The sequence below is a fragment of the Microbacterium sp. Soil_C_42 genome (assembly GCF_057656735.1).
In genome coordinates, this window is sequence record NZ_JBDGJU010000007.1 from 51,164 (window position 1) to 69,088 (window position 17,925).

Genomic DNA, 17,925 nt, shown 5'->3' on the forward strand with positions numbered 1-17,925 from the left:
GGGCCGATCACTTCTGGGCGCGCCCGATCGTGACCGCGACCGGATCGCCGAGCGAGCCGTCCGGCAGCGTCGTCTGGTAGGTCATGGTCGCGGTCGCGAACCCCAGGGTGATCTGCACGGCGGGCTCCTCGCCCGCGAACGCGGTGGTCGCCGAGGTCACGACGGCGTCCTGCAGGCGCATCGTGAAGTAGTCGCCGATCATGCCCACGCGTCGTGCCGACAGCAGCGCTTCCGGCAGACGGATGCTGCGGGCACAGGCGTCGAAGAGGCGCGGGGTCGCAGCATCCCATCGCAGCGAGACGGCGATATCGCTGAGCGTCGGCTTGCCGACCCGACCTCCGCCCGCGCCGCCGCCGGCCGGAGCGGCGTTCGAGACCGCCCAGCTCCAGCTGAGGACTTCGATGGCGCCCGGGTGCCGGTCGTCGACGACCTCGCCGGGGATCGACGAGATGGTGAGGAACTGGTCATCGGCCATCGCACACGCTTCCCGCCTGTATCCGCGATTGCCCCGCATCGCGCGGTCGCTCGCACGACCACCTCACAGATACTCCCGGCAGGCCGCCCCCGCAAGAGGGTCGGCGGTCAGCCCTCGGCGGGTTCCGGGCTGTTCGGCTGCTGCGCCGCTTCGAACCGGTCGATGAGGATCGGGATGCCCGTCTGGTGCCACCACGACGGCAGCACGTTGCCGGCCGACATGCCGTGACCGGGATCGAACTCGGGCACGTGGATGGGGTCATCGGTGTGTGCGAGAGGAACGCCGATGATCCCTTCCGCCGCCTGGACGACCATCGGGCGAAGCTCGAACCACGTGGACGGCAGGGGAGTCGCGGCGAACTCCGCGCGGAGCGCCAGCCACAGGTAGGCGTCGCCCCGCATGCCCATCTGTGCGGGCGCCCGTTCGAACAGCCGGCCGACCGAGCCCGGCTCCGTCGGCGGTGGGAACCGGCGGTGCACCTGTGGCTGGACCCGCCGATGCGTGTCTTCGCTGAACGAGACGAGCACGACCTCTTCGACGCGGGTCGGGGTCTTCGCGATCGTGCTGACCGCCGCATCGATGGCGTCGTTGAGCGGCCACGCGTACACCCCCGCGCTGATGAGGGGGAAGCCGACGCTGCGGGCGCCGATCTCGTCGGCGACCTCCAGCGCTCGTCGGTAGCAGGACTCGAGGAGCTCCCGGTCCCGCTCACCGGCCGCGTAGTTGGGGCCGACCGTGTGGATCACCCAGGTCGCCGGGAGGTCGCCGGCCGTGGTCCATCCGGCGTCCCCCGTGCGGAGTCCGTTCGGGAACCGGGCGATGCAGTCATCGAGGACAGCGCGACCGCCCGCGCGGTGGATCGCCCCGTCGACCCCGCCGCCGCCCCGCATCGCGTTGTTCGCGGCGTTCACGATCGCATCGACGCGCTGCCGGGTGATGTCGCCGTGAACGGCGGTGACCGTGACCATGTGCCCAGTCTCGCGCTTCAGGGTGGATTCAGGCGCGGCGGGCCAGACTGGAGCCGATGCGGATTCTGGTGGTGGATGACGAGGTGCGCCTGGCCGACGGCATCCGTCGGGGGCTCGAGGCCGAGGGCTTCGGCGTGGATGTCGCGCACAACGGCGTCGACGGACTGTGGCGGGCCCGCGAGACGGCGTACGACGCCATCGTGCTCGACCTCATGATGCCGGGCATGAGCGGCTGGAAGGTCTGCGAGGCGCTGCGCGCCGAGGAGAACTGGACGCCCGTGCTCATGCTCACGGCCAAGGACGGGGAGTGGGACCAGGTCGAGGCGCTCGAGACGGGGGCCGACGACTACGTCACCAAGCCGTTCTCTTTCGCCGTGCTCGTCGCGCGGCTGCGTGCGCTGATCCGCCGCGGCGGGATCGAGCGGCCGACCGTGCTCGCCGCGGGGGACCTTCGGCTCGACCCGGGAGCGCGAAGAGTCTGGCGCGGCGACACCGAGATCGCCCTCACGTCGCGGGAGTTCTCGGTGCTCGAGCACCTCCTCCGCCATCGCGGGCAGGTCCTTTCGAAGCGCGACCTCATCGCCGGTGTGTGGAACGACGACTTCGAGGGAGACCCGAACATCGTCGAGGTGTACGTCGGTCATCTGCGGCGCAAGGTCGACCGGCCATTCGGGCGCGACGCGATCGAGACCGTTCGCGGTGCGGGCTACCGTCTGGCGGCCGACGGTGGCTGAGCCCCGGCGCCGCTCGCTGCGCAGGCGCATCACCGCTTCCGCGACCGCGGTGGTCGCCGCAGCGCTGGTCATCGGGGCGCTGGCCTTCTACGGCATCCTGTCGGTCAGCATTCATGACGCCACCGCCCGCGCGGCCGAGACGCGCGCCGAGCAGCTCGCCGCCCGGGTCGACGCCGAGGGCTTTTCGGCGGTGACTGAGCTCGACGACGACATCGTGCAGGTGCTCGACGACGAGGGGCGTGTCGTCGCCGCGTCCGAGGAGGCCGACAGCGGCGACCTGCCGAATGCGGAGGGGAGCGTCTTCTACGATGACGAGCCGATGCTGGTCGTGCGCGAAGATCTGGACGACGGCACGCTCGTCCTCGCCGTGCCGGTGGAGGACGACCAGCAGACGCTCGCGACGGTGGCGCTGCTGCTGGCGATCGCCGTCGGCGCTGTGGTCGCGCTGGTCGCCGGGATCACCTGGTGGGTCGTCGGCCGCGCCCTGCGGCCGGTCTCGCGCATCCGCGCGGAGGTCGACGACATCACGGCCGACCGGCTCGACCGGCGGGTCGCCGTTCCGCCGTCGGGCGATGAGATCGCTGCGCTCGCGAGCACGATGAACCGCATGCTGGACCGATTGGATGCTGCCGCCACCGCGCAGCGCCGATTCGTGTCCGACGCCTCCCACGAGCTTCGTTCGCCGCTGGCGACGATCCGCCAGCACGCCGAACTGGCACAGCTGCATCCCGAGGCGACGTCCGTCGACGACTTCGCCGGGGTGGTCCATGACGAGGGACTCAGGATGCAGGAGCTCGTCGATGCGCTGCTGCTGCTGGCGCGACTCGACGAGCGGGCGGTGCTGCAGCGGGACGAGGTCGATGTGGACGACCTCGCGCTCGCCGAGGTGAAGCGGCTGCGCAGCGGCGGCGTCGTGGTGGATGCGTCCGGCGTCCACGCCGCGCGGGTGCGCGGCGATGCCCGCCTGCTCGGCCGGCTCCTGCGCAATCTCGCCGACAACGCGGCCCGTCACGCGCGAAGTGCGATCGCGATCGGCGTGATCGAGCGCGATGGGCAGGTGCTGCTGACCGTCGACGACGACGGCGCGGGTATCGCTGGGGAGGAGCGTGAGCGCGTCTTCGAGCGATTCGTGCGGCTCGACGAGGCGCGTGCGCGCGATGCCGGCGGCAGCGGGCTGGGGCTCGCGATCGTGCGCGCGATCGCGGAGGCCGAGGGTGGCAGCGTGCGTGTCGAGGACTCGCCGCTGGGCGGCGCGCGGTTCGCCGTCGTATTGCCGGCGGCATCCTGAACGACGCTTCAGCATGCTTCAGGTCTGCTTCAGCGACCGCTCGGCACCATCGAAGCATGGACGACAAGAACAGCACCCCCGAGACTTCCCCCGCTGCAGCGCAGCCCGCCGACGATCGTCAGCCCGAGGCGCTCGCCTCCGCTCCGGCTCCGGCCCTGACCCCGACCCCGGCTGCCGCCGCTCCCGCCCCGAAGCGCAGCCGCACGCGCGGCTGGCTGATCGGCGGCGGCGCGGTGCTGGCGGCTGCGATCCTCACCGGTGGCGGCATCGCCCTCGGCGCGGAGATGGCTGATGAGGCGGGCGACCTCGCCGCGTCGGCGTCGTCCGACTCGAGCGACGACGACTCGCGTGACACCGACGACTCGAGCGACGACACCGCCGGCAGCACCGGCGGTGATGTGTCGAACCTGGGCACCGACTCCGCCGACGACCTGGTCGCGATGATCGACGCCGCATCCGCCGCTGGCGAGGGCGAGCCCACGTCGATCGACCTGAAGCGCGACGGCAGCGCCGAGGTGACGCTCGAGGCCGCCGACGGCTCCGAGACCGAGGTGCGCGTCGATGCCGGCGGGGAGGCATCCGTCGTCTCCACGGAGTCCGCCGACGACGACGGCGCCCCGCAGCACGTGCTCGACGCCGACTCGATCGCCGCGATCGTGGACGCGGCGCTCGCCGAGGCCGACGGCCGCATCGTCGAGATCGAGGCCGACGACGACAGCACGTCGCCCTGGGACGTCACGGTACTGACCGCTGCAGGAGACTTCGTCGAGCTCGATCTGGACGCCCAGTTCGCCGTGGTCGCGACGGGGACCGACAGCGACGACTGAGCGCGGGTGGAGACGGCGGCCGCTCACCAGGGCGGCCGCCGTCCGTCGTCCCGTCGGCGTTCTCGATGGCCGCACGGTCGCTACGCTCGCTGTCATGGTGAGAGGCCTGAGCAGGAGAGGGCTCGCGGCGGCTGTGGTGCTCGCGGGCCTCGCCGGATACGTCGACGGCTTCGCGTTCGTCTTCCTCGGTGGCTACTTCGTCTCGTTCATGACCGGCAACACCACCCGCGCGAGCGTCGACCTGTCGCAGCTCTCGCTCGTGAGCGCGGCGTTCGCCCTCACGCTGATCGTCGCGTTCGTGGTGGGCGTGATGGCGGGGACACTCGTTCCCGGCGATCGCGCCCGCGGGCAGCTGCGCGTGCTGCTGCTGATCCTCGGCCTCGTCTGCGCCGCCGCGGTCCTCGCCGGATTCGAATGGCGGTGGGCGACGGGATGCTGCCTCGCCTTCGCGATGGGCGCGCTCAACACCGTCTTCGCCCGAGGTGGCCAGGTCGCGTTCGGCGTCACGTACATGACAGGCGCCCTGGTGAAGGTCGGGCAGGGTCTCGTCGGGGCGATCCGTGGCCAGGCCGGAACGGGGTGGCCACGGCATCTGCTGCTGTGGGCGTCGATCGCCTCCGGCGCCGTCCTCGGCGCCGCGGCGTTCGCCTGGATCGGGCACGGTGCCCTCTGGATCATCGCGGGCGCACTGGCCGTGCTTCTGGCGATCCGTTGGATGGCATGGGCCCGCCCCACGCGCGCCGGATCTGGGGGCTGACACCCGCACTCCTGAAGAACCCGGCCGGCGGGATGCGGCGAGTCTTCGGCGGGGGAGCGCGCTGCACCGCATTCGACGGGGCCGGTCTCGACATCGACGTGGATCGGAAATGCCGACGACAGCGGACGCGTTGGCCTGTCGCATGCGATCGATCGTCTACTCCCGCACCGGAAGCTCGTCCGTCCTCTCGCTCGCGGAGCGCGAGCCCGTGAACCCGGGGCCGGGGAAAGTGCGCGTGAAGGTGGCCGTCTCGGGCGTGAATCCGACGGACTGGAAGGCGCGGGCCGGGAGCGGAGCGACGCCGGCGTTCGACGAGGTCGTGCCGAATCAGGATGGTGCGGGCGTCGTCGACGCCGTCGGCGACGGTGTGACGGAGCTCGTGGTCGGCGACCGCGTATGGCTGTATCTCGCCCAGCATCAGCGCCCCACCGGCACCGCTCAGGAGTACACCGTGGTCCCCGTCGAGCGAGCGGTGAAGCTGCCGGACGGCGTCGGCTTCGACGTGGCGGCGAGCCTCGGTGTGCCTGCGATGACGGCGCACCGGGCGCTCACGGTGCACGAGTTCGGACCCGCGCGGCTGGCGCCGGGTTCGCTCGACGGACGTGTCGTGCTCGTGGCCGGGGGAGCGGGTGCGGTCGGGCATGCCGCGATCCAGCTCGCGGTCTGGGCGGGTGCGACGGTGATCGCGACGATCTCGAGTGAAGAGAAGGCGTCGCTCGCGCGTGCCGCGGGTGCGCACCACATCGTGAACTACCGCGATGAGGATGCCGCCGACTTGATCGCCGCGATCGCGCCGGGCGGCGTCGACCACATCGTCGAGGTGTCGATCGCGCAGAACGCCGGTCTCGATGGTCAGGTGGTCGCGAATCACGGTTCGATCGCGTACTACGCCGACAACGGCGGCGAGGAGGCAACCATCCCGGTGCGGCCGACCTTCGCGAAGAACGTGCGCATCCAAGGGCTGCTGCTGTACACGGTCGGCGCAGCCGCCTTGGAAGCCGCCGCCGAGGACATCACCTCCGCACTGCGCGACGGCGCGCTCCCCGTGGGTGAGGAGGCGGGGCTTCCGCTGACGTGGTTCTCGCTCGAGGAGACCGCGACGGCACACGATGCCGTCGAGCAGGGTGCCGTCGGCAAGGTGCTCATCGACGTCGCGGGTTCGAACCGCTGAGGACGGATGCCGCAGCGCCGCCCGCGGAACAGGGTGGGGCAGGGCGCGACGCGCACCGCCGGCGAGGTCGGTGACAGTCCGTACCCGCGGCCCGGTGATCGTTGCATCGCGCCCCGCCGCTACCCGGCGGGGATGAGTCTTCGCGGCGCTGACCTCGGAGCCGCGGCCGCGGGAACTTCGCCCGCACCGGTCGGGCCGCATGACGATGGAAGTCGCGGTCGGTTTCCGTTCCGGCGGAATCCCCGGTAGCCGGAGTTCGCACCCGTCGAGGAGTGGATCGACCGCAGCCCCCTGGTGCGGGTGAACTTCAACTGACGCGGGCGCGCGCCGCCGCGGCGCGGCTGGGAGGGGGCGCACGGGACGCGGCTCGCGTCGCGATGGATTTCCCGCATCCGGCCCCGACGCCCGCGCACCAGGCGTAGCGTGCCGACATGACGCCTTCACCCGCGATCACCACCGTCGACCAGCTGCGCGCATCGGGTCACACCTACCGGCCCGTCCGCATCGAGATGCGCGAGAACCTGCTCGCCGCCCTCGCGAACGGCGACGATCCGTGGCCGGGCATCCACGGCTTCGACACCACCGTCATCCCGCAGCTCGAACGGGCGATCCTCGCCGGCCACGACATCGTCCTCCTGGGTGAACGTGGCCAGGGCAAGACCCGCCTCCTCCGCAGCCTCAACGGCCTGCTCGACGAATGGTCGCCGGTCATCGAGGGGTCGGAACTCGGCGAGCATCCGTTCCACCCCATCGCCCCAGCATCCATTCGTCGTGCAGCCGAGCTGGGCGACGACCTCCCCGTGAAGTGGCGCCACCGCCGCGAGCGGTACGCCGAGAAGCTCGCCACGCCCGACACGTCGGTGGCCGATCTCATCGGCGACGTCGACCCGATCAAAGTCGCCGAGGGGCGCTCGCTCGGCGATCCCGAGACGATCCACTACGGGCTCGTGCCGCGCAGCAACGGCGGCATCGTCGCGATCAACGAGCTGCCCGACCTCGCCGAGCGCATCCAGGTGTCGCTGCTGAACGTCATGGAGGAGCGCGACATCCAGATCCGCGGCTACGTGCTGCGCCTCGACCTCGATGTGCTCGTCGTCGCCACTGCGAACCCCGAGGACTACACCAACCGCGGCCGCATCATCACGCCGCTGCAGGATCGCTTCGGCGCCGAGATCCGCACGCACTACCCCCAGACGATCGATGAGGAGATCGCCGTCATCCGCCAGGAGGCCGACCTCGTCGCCGAGGTGCCGGCGCACCTGCTCGAGATCCTGGCTCGGTTCACCCGTAATCTGCGGGAGTCGGATGCTGTGGACCAGCGCGCGGGCGTATCCGCGAGGTTCGCCATCGCCGGCGCCGAGACGATCGCGGCCGCGGCTCTGCATCGCGCGACGCGTCAGCACGAGGAGGTCGCCGTCGCCCGTCCTGTCGACCTCGAGACCGCCGTCGACGTGCTGGGCGGCAAGATCGAGTTCGAGACGGGGGAGGAGGGTCGCGAGCGCGCCATTCTCGAGCACCTGCTGCGCACCGCGGTCGCGGACACGGCGCGGGCGCATCTGCGTGGGTTGGACTCGCGTGCGCTGGCCGACGCCCTGCACACCGGCGCGACGGTGATGACGGGGGAGCAGGTGCCCGCGGCCGAGGTGCTGTCGGCGATGCCGGTGCTGGGCGAGTCGGACCTGTACGACCAGGTGGCCGATCGGCTGGAGGCGGTGACGCCGGGTGAGCGGGCTGGTGCGCTCGAGCTGCTCCTCGAGTCGCTGTACCTCGAGAAGAGGATCGGCAAAGACAGTGCGGGCGGTGAGACGGTCTATGGCTAGGTACCCGGCGTCAAACCCCCGCTCGTTGAGCGAGCGAGGAACGAGCGAGTCGAAACGCCCCGAACGCGGTCGCAACCCATCCCTGAGGCATCCGTAATGCCCCGCTCCTTCCACCGCACCCCCGCGCACACCTCCCGTTACGGCCGTTACGCCGGCGGTGACCCGCTCGCGCCTCCCGTCCCCATCCAGTCCGCGCTCGAGGCGATCGGCCGCGAGGTCATGGAGGGAACCTCCGCCGAGCGCGCGATGCGCGAGTACCTCCGTCGCGGCGACCAGAACCGCCTCGGCCTCGACGAGCTCGCCCGCCGCGTGCGCGAGCGCCGAGCCCAGCTCACCCAGCGTCACCGCCTCGACGGCACCCTCGAGGAGGTCCGCCGCCTGCTCGACCACGCCGTGCTCGAAGAGCGCAAGCACCTCGTCCGCGACGTCGATCTCGACGACGACACGCGAGCCTTCGCCGAGATGCGGCTCGAGAATCTCCCCACCAGTACCGCCGCGGCGGTCAACGACCTCGCCGACTACGACTGGCAGAGCCCGACCGCACGGGCCGATTACGATCGCATCCGCGAGCTGCTCGGCCGCGAGCTCCTGGATCAGCGGTTCGCCGGCATGAAGAACGCACTCGAGAACGCGACGGATGCCGACCGCCAGGCGATCCGCGACATGCTCAACGATCTGAACGACCTGCTCGAGAAGCGCCGGCTCGGCGAAGACACGCAGGAGGACTTCGACGAGTTCATGCGCACGCACGGGGATCAGTTCCCCGAGAATCCGCAGAACCTCGACGAGCTGCTCGACGCCTTGGCGCAGCGTGCCGCGGCGGCGCAGCGGATGCTCAACTCGATGACCCCGGAGCAGCGCGACGAGTTGATGAGCCTCGCCGAGCAGGCGTTCGGCTCGCCCGACCTCATGCAGTCGCTGTCGCGCCTCGACGACAATCTGCGGTCGCTTCGGCCCGGCGAGGACTGGTCGGGTTCGGCATCCTTCTCCGGCGATCAGCCGACGGGTCTCGGCGAGGCGACCGGCATCATGCAGGACCTCTCCGACCTCGATTCGCTGACCGATCAGCTCGGCCAGATGTATCCGGGCGCGCGCATGGACGACATCGATCTCGACGCGCTCGAGCGGCTCATGGGCGAGGACGCGGCCGTCAGTGCCCGCACCCTGCGCGAGCTGGAGCAGGAGCTGAGGGATACCGGGATGCTGCAGCGCGCGTCGGACGGACAGCTCAGGCTGACCCCGCGGGCGATGCGGCAGCTGGGGCGCGCGTTGCTGAGGGACATCGCGACGCGCCAGTCCGGTCGCTCGGGGCGTCGTGCGACCCGCAACGTCGGTGCCGCCGGCGACCGCACCGGGTCGACGCGCGAGTGGGCGTTCGGCGACACCGAGCCGTGGGACATCCCGCGCACGGTGTCGAACGCGGTGCTGCGGACGGTGCTCGACGGGGGAGAGGCTTCTGCCGGCGTGCGGCTGGACACGCGGGACGTCGAGGTGGTCGAGACCGAGGAGCGCACGCAGGCCGCGGTCGCGCTGCTGGTGGACACGTCGTTCTCGATGGCGATGGACGGCCGCTGGGTGCCGATGAAGCGCACGGCGCTGGCGCTGCATCACCTGATCTCCACGCGGTTCCGTGGTGACAAGCTGCAGCTGATCGCTTTCGCGCGTCACGCCGAGGTGATCGACATCGAGCAGCTCACCGCGAAGGACGCGGTGTGGGACAAGGGCACGAACCTGCAGCACGCGCTGCTGCTCGCGCAGCGGCACTTCCGCAAGAACCCCGTGGCGCAGCCGGTGCTGCTGATCGTGACGGACGGCGAGCCGACGTCGCACCTGCGTCCCGACGGGAGCGTGTTCTTCGCGTACCCGCCGGACCCGCGGACGGTGGCGGTCACGGTGCGGGAGCTCGACAACGTGCAGCGGATGGGCGCGCAGACGACGTTCTTCCGCCTGGGCGAGGACCCCGGGCTGGCGCGGTTCATCGACGCGCTGGCGCGGCGGGCCGGCGGGCATGTGGTGGCGCCGGAGCTCGACGACCTGGGGCGTGCGGTGGTCGACAGCTACCTCGGCGCGAGGCACACGGGGCGCGGAACCCCGGAGGACTTCGGCGACATGCTCCACGGCCGGTCGTGGTGGTGGTGAGGGAACGGCGGCGCTGATAGAGAAGTGGAGCTCGCAAGCACACTTCGGCGGGCATGACGAGTCGCCGGCGTTGGCCGAGCTGGACCGCGACGCCGCTCCGTTCCTCGGCGGAGCGACGTCATGGACGACGATGGCCCGTCTCCTGGTCGAACTCGGACCCGCATCTGTGCTCTGACTGGTCCTCGCGCCCATCAAGAGTTGCTCGGCCTGGTTCACTGCTCGAGCCGCAGCCAAGGTGCGCCGACAGCTATGCGGAAGGCTTGCGCACCGGGTTTCAGCCCAGCGAGTTCACGAAGGCTGGCGTCATCGTCGAGCAGGTGGAACGTATGGGCCCTACCCCAGTCGCTCACCCCGAAGTGGTCCCCGTCGCCGCACGCGAAGGTCCAGTCCCCACTGTCCCGATCTACGTACCTGACGGGGCGCTGCCTCTCGATCGCGTGCATGCAGGTGAAGCAGAATTCCGGGAATCCGATGACTCTGCGGGTGCGGGAACACATAGGGGCGTACCTCTTCCATTGATCGGAGAGGGGCACGTCTCTCGGTGGTGAGTCGACCCTACGGATGGCTTCCGACAAGGACATCGGGTATGGGCTCATCTCGGATCAGGTGACCGTGCCTCCGGTTGCTCAGGTGACCGTCGTGGGCACGGCTGCCGGTGCTGCGCCCGCACCTGCGCCCGCTCAGCCCGGGTCAAGATGTGACCCGAACTATGCCGGCGCTTGCGTGCCTCAGGCGAGTGACGTCGGTTGCGCATGGGCGCGGGAGCGGGCCGGCCTACTTGGACGGGGTGGCTCGAGTGGTCAGGAGGGACATCTACGGCCTCGACCGGGACGGTGACGGGTACGCCTGCGAGCAGTGGTGACCATGGGACAGCAATCTCAAAGTTGAGTGCCATCGCCCGCCGGCAGGAGTGGATGCGGAGGGCTTCCGCGCGTGCCGCCACGGGCGGAACTGGTGATAGGAGCCTTCCTGCGCCGCGCGATCAGGACGGTGCCGCGGGCTCCTCACAGCGAGGAGCCCGCGCCGTTCGTCAACCGGACGCGCCCTTGCGTGGCTTGATGAACGCCCGTGGCTCCTGGCTCGCGCGCTTCTCGGCGCGCTTTTCCTTCGGTGACGATCGGGCGACCTTCTTCGTGTCGCGTGCTCGCGGTGATCGGCCTGACATACGGACTCGCTTCCCCTGGGTGGCTGGCGGGTGAACCCACGACCATAGCCGTCTTCCTGGGGAAGTCAACTCGCGCACCTCTAGCGCAGAAAAATCCGCTGACTTGCCTTTTTCTGGAAGCGGGCTATGGTGATGGCCATGACCCCGATGACCCGCCCACACCGCACGAAGCGTCTCGCCGACGCCTCCGTGGTGACGGCAGTGGTCGACATCGCGGGCGCCCGTCACGAGGTGCTGCCGCCCCGGCGGCGCGACGCGGATGGTCTGTCCGTGCAGCCCATCCGTCGCGTCGCGCCCCCGTGATGTCCGATCTGAACGATCGGTCCAACCGGACACACCCGCGCGTCGCACCTGCGGCGCTTTTTTTGTACCCCGAGGAGCACCAATGCCCATCAAGACCACCGAACCCGTTCCTCTCGACGGCGTGCAGCGCGAGCTCGAGCGGCGGCTCGAGGAGCGGCTGGCCGTCCTCCAGGAACTCGAGCCGTTCGCTCTCCCGAGCGTCGATCCCGTCGCCTACCAGTCGGCGGCATCCCACCGGATCGCGATCGAGCAGATCAGCGCGGCGCTCAATCGCATCACCCAGGGCACGTACGGCCGCTGTACCCGGTGCGGAGGGCAGATCGCCCCCGAGCGGCTCGAGGTTCTCCCGTACGCGGCCGCCTGCATCGAATGTCAGAGCCATGCCGAAGCCGCGTGACCGCAAGCCCTTCGCGATTCCGTCCGTCCCGCCGGTCGCCTGCGCCGGCGCGGCCGGCGCGCATCACGCAGGAGCACCCGTGCCGTCGCTTGCCGCCCGGGTCATCGTTCGAGCAGGCGCGCTCTTCCGTCTGCGCGGCGACCGTCAGGTTGTGCACCGCAGACTCGTCGATCGCCGCCCTGCGACGCCGCCCGCTTCGATTGCTGCGCCGGGAGCAGCGGACGCTGGCCCGGCGAGCACTTTCCGCGGTACCACCGCTCGCTACGTCGCGTTCGGCTGAACCCGACTGAGACCCGCACGATCAGGTCGGGGTCGGTCGTCGTGGTGGGGAGCGAGGCCGTGCCTGGGCGAAGCATCCACTTCGCCCAGGACGGTGCGCCGGTGCGGAGGTGGGTGGCACGAGCCCGCTCGTCGTTCCATCATGGTGAGGATGGGCGTGGCTGGGAGCGCTCAGGCTCCACGCGTTCGCCCTTCGTCCGGCGACGGGAGGTCGACGGTCGCTGAGGACCTGTCGGCAGACCTTCGATGGCGGAAGGAGTCACCGATGAACCAGCACGGATGCCGACTGCCCAGCGCCCTCGCCGTCGCGGCGTCGGTCCTCGCCCTGTCAGCGTGCTCGCTGATGATCCCCGTCGGGCAGATGACCTCCGAGGAGCGGGATATCGGCGAGGTGTCGCGCGTCGTGCTCGACACTTCGGGTGATCTTGTCGTGTCTGAGGGGGAGCCGGCGCTCACGGTGCACGCGCCGGAGGGGGCGATCGATCGCCTGACCTCCGAGGTTGAGGGCGACACCCTCGTGCTGGGCGCCGAGCCCGGCTTCACGATGGGGTTCGGCGACGTGCGGTACGAGCTGACTGTGCCACGACTGGAGCTGATCCAACTGACCGGCTCCGGCGATGTCGAGGCGACCGTGTCGGCGGACGGCACCGTGCAGCTCGACATCGACGGCTCGGGAGACGTCGACTGGTCGGGCATCTCGGCTGATCGGGTCGAGGTGCGCCTCTCGGGCTCGGGCGACGTCACGCTGACGGGCTCTGCCGCCGAGCTCTCCGTCGACCTGGAGGGCAGCGGATCCGTCGACGCCGAGGAGCTCGAGGCGCAGGATGCCGTCGTCAGCCTCTCCGGATCGGGCGAGGTCGACGTCGCTGCGAGCGACAGTCTTTCGGTCGACCTTTCGGGCAGCGGTCAGGTCACGTACTCGGGTGACCCGAGTACGGACGTGCGCGTGTCGGGTTCGGGGGACGTGGAGCGGCGCTGAACGGACGCAGGGCCGCGGCGGCATGGTGCCGGGTTCGTGCGGATCCGCTGCTCCCGGCTGTGCCATACGAGATCCGGCATGCGCGGCACCCCCTTTCCGCGCTCGTCACCCGAGCGGCGAGCCGAGCCGCAACGGGCCACCTCGATATCCTCTCCTTGTGACCCTGCGTGACGATGTCGCTCCCGAGCGGACCAGTATGGGCCGCGGGATGGACGTGGTGTCCTGCGTAGCGGAGATGTCCGCAACGAGCGGGCAGGGCGTATCGGTGCAGACCATTGCGCGAGCGCTGCAGCGCGACCGCTCGCAGGTCTCTCGCACCCTTGCCGCGCTGGCGGAGGAGCGGCTGGTGTCGCGAGGCCCCGACGGTCGCTACCGACTGGCGTGGGCTTGGTACGCCTCGGCGGAGCAGCTGGTCGAAAGGCGTCTGCGCAGCGACGGCCTCTCGATTCTGGACGAGCTGTCAGCGGATGTCGGTGAGGCGTGCTTCCTCGGAGTCCTCGAGGGCGATGCGACGGTCACGATCGTCGAGAGCGTGCCGCCCGCCGCCCGGTTGATCGGCTCGTGGGTCGGGCGAGCGTATCCGGCGTTCTGCAGTGACGCGGGTCAGGCGGTGTTGTGGGATGCCTCCGATGAGGAGGTTCGCGGTGTGTTCAGCCGCACGAGCTTCCGCAGCGCCGGTCCCAACGCCGCCGCATCGGTCGATGAGTTCCTCGTGCGCCTGAAGGAGTCGCGGACCAGGGGCTACGCGATCGTGGCGGAGGAGGCCGAGCCGGGCCTGTACTCGGTCTCGGCGCCGGTGTGGGACTTCCGGGGCGAAGTCATCGCCGGCCTGCAGATCGTGGGGGAACGGCACCGCCTGGAGTCGAGGTCGAAGACTCTGGGAGCGGCGTGTGTCGACGCTGCCCAGCGTCTGTCGGCGATGCTCGGCGCGGGCGAGGCTCGGGGCGAGTGAGCCGGAGCGGGTTGCTCACGACTCCTGGATGAGCTGGCTCAGCCGCGCGCAGGCGTCGCGAAGCGCACTCTGCGCTTCGCGTGTGCGGCGCTCCGAGAGGCCGCCGCTGCTGATGCCGATGGAGACCACGATGCCGCGCTGATCGCGGATCGGCAGTGCGAAGTCCCGCACGCCTTCGACGTATTCCTCGCGGGCGTCCACCATGCCGAGGTCGCGGTCCCGCTCGAGCAGCTGATGGAGCTGATCGACCGATCTTGCCGCGCCGGGGCCGCCGACTCCGACGAATTGCACGTCGGCAAGGAGGGCTTCGAGGTCATCGCGTGTGTGGTCCCAAAGGAGGGCCCGGCCGGGTCCGGTGCACCAGATGGGGGTCAGGATGCCGGGGCGCAGGTAGTCCGCGGACACGCCCGGGCCCTTCTCGGAACGGAGCAGGATCGCGCCCGGGCCCTCGGCGGCGACCAGTTGCGCCGAAACCCCCAACGTGGAGGCGAGCACGCGCAGACTCTCACGTGCTGCTCGGAGCCACGGCCGGCTCAGGGCCCCGGCGGCGCGGAAGTAGCCGTCGCCCGCCTTGAGCACCGCGGCGTTGTCGCGATCGAGGTAGCCCAGGTCCCGCAGCTCGCGTGTGAGGCGCGAGACGCGACTGCGCTCGATGCCGGTGGTCTCGGCCAGACGTGAGGCGTTGTGCCCCTGCCTGCCCGATCGCTCCTGCGCCACCGCCGCGTCAAGCAGCGCGAGACCCTGCAGCAGTGAGGACGGGGCGCTCATGATCTGGGGTGCTTTCTGGGCCGATGGACGAGGGGCCGGTCACCCGGTGGGGACCGATTCGGAGGCCGGCACGTCGACGACGACGCGCGGGTTCAGCCGAGCCCACGCGGTGTACGAGCCGGCGGCGATGGTTCCGCTTGCCCGTTCGATGTCGGCGGAACGGATCTGTGCGGATCCCTGCCGCCCGTAAAGTACCACTTCGTCGCCGACCTGGGCCGACGGCACCTGGGTCACGTCGATCACCAGACTGTTCATGGCCAGCCGATCGATGACCGGCGCGAAGGTGCCGTGGACGAGAACGTGCGCCCGGCCGCCGAGCGTGCGCGGGTACCCGTCGGCGTAACCGACGGGTATGACGGCCAGCCGGCTGGAGCGATCGATGCGTGCGGCCCTGTCGTATCCGACCGTGTTGCCCGCCGGGTAAGGGTTGATCGCCGCGATGCGCGACACCAGCCGCATGGCGGGGAGCAGGTCAGGAATCGCGGCCGAGGTGTCGCCGTACAGTGCCGCACCGATCCGGACCATGTCCATGCGCGAGTCGGGGACGGTCAGCGCCGCGTACGAGGTGGCGCAGTGCTTCTCGAATCGGCCGCGCGGAGCGCCCAGCACCCGCTCGGCCGCGCCGGCCTGGTTCCGGAAGGCAAGGGCGCCGGCGCGCACATCGTCGGCGTCTTCGCAGGGGAAGTGCGAGCAGACTCCGACGATCGCGAGCTCAGGGCTCGCGGCGATGCGTCGCAGGTGAGGCTGCGCCTGAGGGTCGTCCCAGTCCATTCCGTCTCGACTGAGCCCGGTGGAGTTGAGGGAGAGATGGACGCGGAGAGGACGCCCGAGCGAGCGGGCGGCGGCGACCACGACACGCGCGTGATCGCCGCCGCCCACCCACTCTTCGATATCGAGCCGGGCACCCTCCTGGATCTCGTCGCGCAGTGCTGTCCGGAGGCGGATGATGCGTCCCGGAAATCCCAGCCGGCGTACCTCCTCGGCCTCCTGGTTCGAGGTGATCCCGATGGTGTCGACACCAGCCGCCGTCAGGATCGGCAGGACGACGGGGATGCCGTGTCCATAGGCATCCGCTTTCACCACCCCGCAGAGCCGCGTCGTGATGCCGACCTCGCCTCGTACGACGTCGAGGTTGTGGGCGATGGCGCCCGCGTCGATCTCGACCCAGACAGGACTCGTGGTGCGCATGCGTGGAGGTGGTTGGTCGGCGCGGTTTACCCGCGGGACTGCCGCACGGGTTCTTCTGCGACGGGGTCGTCCGCCTCGTCGACGGGGGCCTCCTCCGACACGGCGACGACCGGGCGCGCGCCACGGCGTCCGTAGCGCCACCAGAAGTACAGGTAGCACAGCCCCACGAACGGAACCCCGAAGTACAGGGCGGCGACCTGGTTCGGGTCGAACGCGATGGCCACCAGCGAGATCGACAGCAGCACGAACGCCAGGATGGGCAGCACCGGGTACAGCGGGGTGCGGTACGGCAGCGTCGTGATGTCGCCGCCTTCGCGCACGAACCGGCGGCGGTGGAAGAACTGCGACGCCACGATCGACATCCACACGGCGACCACGGCGAAACCCGCGATCGACACCAGCACCAGGTACACCGTCTGCGGCGCGATCACGCTGGAGATCAGCGAGACAAGGCCGAGCGCCAGACTGACAGTGAGGGCGACGAGCGGGATTCCTCGGCGGGTGAGGCGCTGCAGCACCCGCGGCGCGTGCCCTTCCTCCGCGAGGGAGAACAGCATCCGCGCGCACGAGAACAGGCCGCTGTTGCCGGCGGAGAGCAACGCGGTGATGATGACGAAGTTCATGATGTCGGCGGCGTAGGGGATGCCGACGTACTCGAACACGTCCACGAACGGGCTGCTGGTCAGCCCGGCATCCTCATAGGGGAGAAGCGCGGCGATGACGGTGATCGACCCCACGAACAGGATCAGCAGGCGCAAGACCGTCGAGCGGATCGCCTTGGGGATGTTCTTGCCCGGGTCCTTGGTCTCACCCGCGGCGACGCCGATCAGCTCCGAACCGCTGAACGCGTAGAAGACGGCGAGGGCGGTGACGACGACGCCGGCGACGCCGCCCGGGAACAAACCCTCCGGCGTGACGAAGTTGCTGAACAGCGGGGCAGCGGGGTGTTCGGTCGACAAGGGCGTGAAGCCGAAGATCGCCATGCCGCCGAACACGATGAGCGCGACGATGGCGACCACCTTGATCAGCGAGAACCAGAACTCGGTCTCACCGAAGACCCTCGCCGAGATCGCGTTGATGGTGAACAGCGCCAACGCGAAGATCAGGCACCAGACCCATACGTCCACGCCGGGGAACCAGCGCTGCATCAGGATGCCGGATGCCGTGAACTCCGAGCCCAGGGCGACGACCCAGCACAGCCAGTACAGCCACGCGGTGGTGAAGCCGGTGGCGGGGCCGATGGACCGTGCCGCGTAGATGTGGAAGGCGCCCGAGACGGGATAGGCCAGCGCCAGTTCGCCGAGGCAGGCCATCACCAGCCAGACCACGAACGCACCGATCAGGTACGCGATGATCGCACCCAGCGGGCCGGCCTGGCTGATGGTGTAGCCCGAACTCAAGAAGAGTCCGGAGCCGATCACACCGCCGAGGGCGATCATGATCAGGTGTCGCGCGTCCATGGAGCGCTGCAGTCGTCGCAGTGGCACTTGGGTCGCGGTGGTGTGGGGGAGGGCGTTCGGAAGCGCACTCTGGTCGGGCAGCGGGCTCATGACTTCTCGCATTCGAGTCGGGAGTCGGTGTTGGAATGTCGCCGTGCTACATCATCACAACCATGTGTCTATGATGCACGACGCGCGTGTCGGGCAGATTACGGGGCGCGGGGGTCGGTGCACAAGGCATCAGCGGGAATTAGCGGCGTGCAAGGGCGATTCGGG

General features: G+C 70.1%; 16 protein-coding genes. 11 read left to right on the forward strand and 5 right to left on the reverse strand.

The annotated features are described in order from the left end of the window. Window positions 1–7 precede the first annotated feature (7 nt). Together AC3A46_RS06615 and AC3A46_RS06620 are read right to left on the reverse strand one after the other, a co-directional pair. Window positions 8–475, reverse strand: a complete 468-nt coding sequence (locus tag AC3A46_RS06615; protein WP_487664408.1) for an Hcp family type VI secretion system effector — start codon at window positions 473–475, stop codon at window positions 8–10. A gap of 107 nt (window positions 476–582) precedes the next feature. Next, complete coding sequence (locus AC3A46_RS06620; RefSeq protein WP_487664409.1) at window positions 583–1,443, reverse strand: O-acetyl-ADP-ribose deacetylase; 861 nt, start codon at window positions 1,441–1,443, stop codon at window positions 583–585. Between the two features lie 56 nt (window positions 1,444–1,499). Here AC3A46_RS06620 and AC3A46_RS06625 point away from each other — a divergent pair, with 56 nt between their 5' ends. The 11 genes from AC3A46_RS06625 to AC3A46_RS06675 all read left to right on the forward strand — a co-directional run bounded on the left by AC3A46_RS06625 (window position 1,500) and on the right by AC3A46_RS06675 (window position 14,254). Continuing rightward, window positions 1,500–2,177 carry a response regulator transcription factor gene (locus AC3A46_RS06625; RefSeq protein WP_487664410.1) on the forward strand — a complete coding sequence of 226 codons (678 nt, stop codon included), beginning with the start codon at window positions 1,500–1,502 and terminating at the stop codon, window positions 2,175–2,177. Beyond that, the gene (locus AC3A46_RS06630) at window positions 2,170–3,465 is read left to right on the forward strand and encodes a sensor histidine kinase (RefSeq protein ID WP_487664411.1); all 1,296 of its coding nucleotides are present in this window, start codon (window positions 2,170–2,172) and stop codon (window positions 3,463–3,465) included. The genes AC3A46_RS06625 and AC3A46_RS06630 overlap by 8 nt, the downstream gene beginning before the upstream one ends. 56 nt (window positions 3,466–3,521) lie before the next feature. Next, window positions 3,522–4,292, forward strand: a complete 771-nt coding sequence (locus AC3A46_RS06635) for a PepSY domain-containing protein (protein WP_487664412.1) — start codon at window positions 3,522–3,524, stop codon at window positions 4,290–4,292. 94 nt (window positions 4,293–4,386) lie between these two features. Then, the gene (locus AC3A46_RS06640) at window positions 4,387–5,049 is read left to right on the forward strand and encodes a YoaK family protein (protein ID WP_487664413.1); all 663 of its coding nucleotides are present in this window, start codon (window positions 4,387–4,389) and stop codon (window positions 5,047–5,049) included. Between the two features lie 142 nt (window positions 5,050–5,191). Beyond that, a complete protein-coding gene (locus tag AC3A46_RS06645) occupies window positions 5,192–6,220 on the forward strand; it encodes an NADPH:quinone reductase (RefSeq protein WP_487664414.1) in 1,029 nt (342 codons plus the stop codon). 431 nt (window positions 6,221–6,651) lie between these two features. Then, window positions 6,652–8,040 carry an AAA family ATPase gene (locus AC3A46_RS06650; RefSeq protein WP_487664415.1) on the forward strand — a complete coding sequence of 463 codons (1,389 nt, stop codon included), beginning with the start codon at window positions 6,652–6,654 and terminating at the stop codon, window positions 8,038–8,040. Window positions 8,041–8,136: 96 nt separating this feature from the next. Continuing rightward, window positions 8,137–10,179 carry a vWA domain-containing protein gene (locus AC3A46_RS06655; protein WP_487664416.1) on the forward strand — a complete coding sequence of 681 codons (2,043 nt, stop codon included), beginning with the start codon at window positions 8,137–8,139 and terminating at the stop codon, window positions 10,177–10,179. A gap of 1,303 nt (window positions 10,180–11,482) precedes the next feature. Further along, window positions 11,483–11,647: a hypothetical protein gene (locus tag AC3A46_RS06660; RefSeq protein ID WP_487664417.1), complete on the forward strand. Its 165-nt coding sequence runs from the start codon at window positions 11,483–11,485 to the stop codon at window positions 11,645–11,647. A gap of 82 nt (window positions 11,648–11,729) precedes the next feature. Next, entirely contained in the window at window positions 11,730–12,044 is a 315-nt protein-coding gene (locus AC3A46_RS06665; RefSeq protein WP_311292758.1) for a TraR/DksA family transcriptional regulator, read from the forward strand. A 544-nt stretch (window positions 12,045–12,588) separates the two neighbouring features. Next, window positions 12,589–13,302: a head GIN domain-containing protein gene (locus tag AC3A46_RS06670; protein ID WP_487664418.1), complete on the forward strand. Its 714-nt coding sequence runs from the start codon at window positions 12,589–12,591 to the stop codon at window positions 13,300–13,302. A gap of 157 nt (window positions 13,303–13,459) precedes the next feature. After that, on the forward strand, window positions 13,460–14,254 hold the full coding sequence (locus tag AC3A46_RS06675; protein ID WP_487664419.1) for an IclR family transcriptional regulator: 795 nt from the start codon (window positions 13,460–13,462) through the stop codon (window positions 14,252–14,254). 15 nt (window positions 14,255–14,269) lie between these two features. Here AC3A46_RS06675 and AC3A46_RS06680 read toward each other — a convergent pair whose 3' ends face one another. The 3 genes from AC3A46_RS06680 to AC3A46_RS06690 are packed head-to-tail and all read right to left on the reverse strand — an operon-like array spanning window position 14,270 to window position 17,760. After that, window positions 14,270–15,022, reverse strand: a complete 753-nt coding sequence (locus AC3A46_RS06680) for an IclR family transcriptional regulator (RefSeq protein WP_487664420.1) — start codon at window positions 15,020–15,022, stop codon at window positions 14,270–14,272. A 39-nt stretch (window positions 15,023–15,061) separates the two neighbouring features. Next, window positions 15,062–16,210, reverse strand: a complete 1,149-nt coding sequence (gene alr, locus AC3A46_RS06685; protein ID WP_487664421.1) for an alanine racemase — start codon at window positions 16,208–16,210, stop codon at window positions 15,062–15,064. A 26-nt stretch (window positions 16,211–16,236) separates the two neighbouring features. Next, window positions 16,237–17,760 (reverse strand): amino acid permease, encoded by a 1,524-nt coding sequence (locus AC3A46_RS06690; protein WP_487664422.1) that lies wholly within the window; start codon window positions 17,758–17,760, stop codon window positions 16,237–16,239. Between the last annotated feature and the right edge of the window lie 165 nt (window positions 17,761–17,925).

What these genes read in the sequence shown, in the direction of transcription:
- AC3A46_RS06635 (WP_487664412.1), top strand. Translation starts at nt 3,522, where the DNA reads ATGGACGACAAGAACAGCACCCCCGAGACTTCCCCCGCTGCAGCGCAG.
- AC3A46_RS06655 (WP_487664416.1), top strand. Translation starts at nt 8,137, where the DNA reads ATGCCCCGCTCCTTCCACCGCACCCCCGCGCACACCTCCCGTTACGGC.
- AC3A46_RS06625 (WP_487664410.1), top strand. Translation starts at nt 1,500, where the DNA reads ATGCGGATTCTGGTGGTGGATGACGAGGTGCGCCTGGCCGACGGCATC.
- AC3A46_RS06690 (WP_487664422.1), bottom strand. Translation starts at nt 17,760, where the DNA reads ATGAGCCCGCTGCCCGACCAGAGTGCGCTTCCGAACGCCCTCCCCCAC.
- AC3A46_RS06650 (WP_487664415.1), top strand. Translation starts at nt 6,652, where the DNA reads ATGACGCCTTCACCCGCGATCACCACCGTCGACCAGCTGCGCGCATCG.
- AC3A46_RS06620 (WP_487664409.1), bottom strand. Translation starts at nt 1,443, where the DNA reads ATGGTCACGGTCACCGCCGTTCACGGCGACATCACCCGGCAGCGCGTC.
- AC3A46_RS06680 (WP_487664420.1), bottom strand. Translation starts at nt 15,022, where the DNA reads ATGAGCGCCCCGTCCTCACTGCTGCAGGGTCTCGCGCTGCTTGACGCG.
- AC3A46_RS06670 (WP_487664418.1), top strand. Translation starts at nt 12,589, where the DNA reads ATGAACCAGCACGGATGCCGACTGCCCAGCGCCCTCGCCGTCGCGGCG.
- AC3A46_RS06640 (WP_487664413.1), top strand. Translation starts at nt 4,387, where the DNA reads ATGGTGAGAGGCCTGAGCAGGAGAGGGCTCGCGGCGGCTGTGGTGCTC.
- AC3A46_RS06665 (WP_311292758.1), top strand. Translation starts at nt 11,730, where the DNA reads ATGCCCATCAAGACCACCGAACCCGTTCCTCTCGACGGCGTGCAGCGC.
- AC3A46_RS06645 (WP_487664414.1), top strand. Translation starts at nt 5,192, where the DNA reads ATGCGATCGATCGTCTACTCCCGCACCGGAAGCTCGTCCGTCCTCTCG.
- AC3A46_RS06660 (WP_487664417.1), top strand. Translation starts at nt 11,483, where the DNA reads ATGACCCCGATGACCCGCCCACACCGCACGAAGCGTCTCGCCGACGCC.
- AC3A46_RS06615 (WP_487664408.1), bottom strand. Translation starts at nt 475, where the DNA reads ATGGCCGATGACCAGTTCCTCACCATCTCGTCGATCCCCGGCGAGGTC.
- alr (WP_487664421.1), bottom strand. Translation starts at nt 16,210, where the DNA reads ATGCGCACCACGAGTCCTGTCTGGGTCGAGATCGACGCGGGCGCCATC.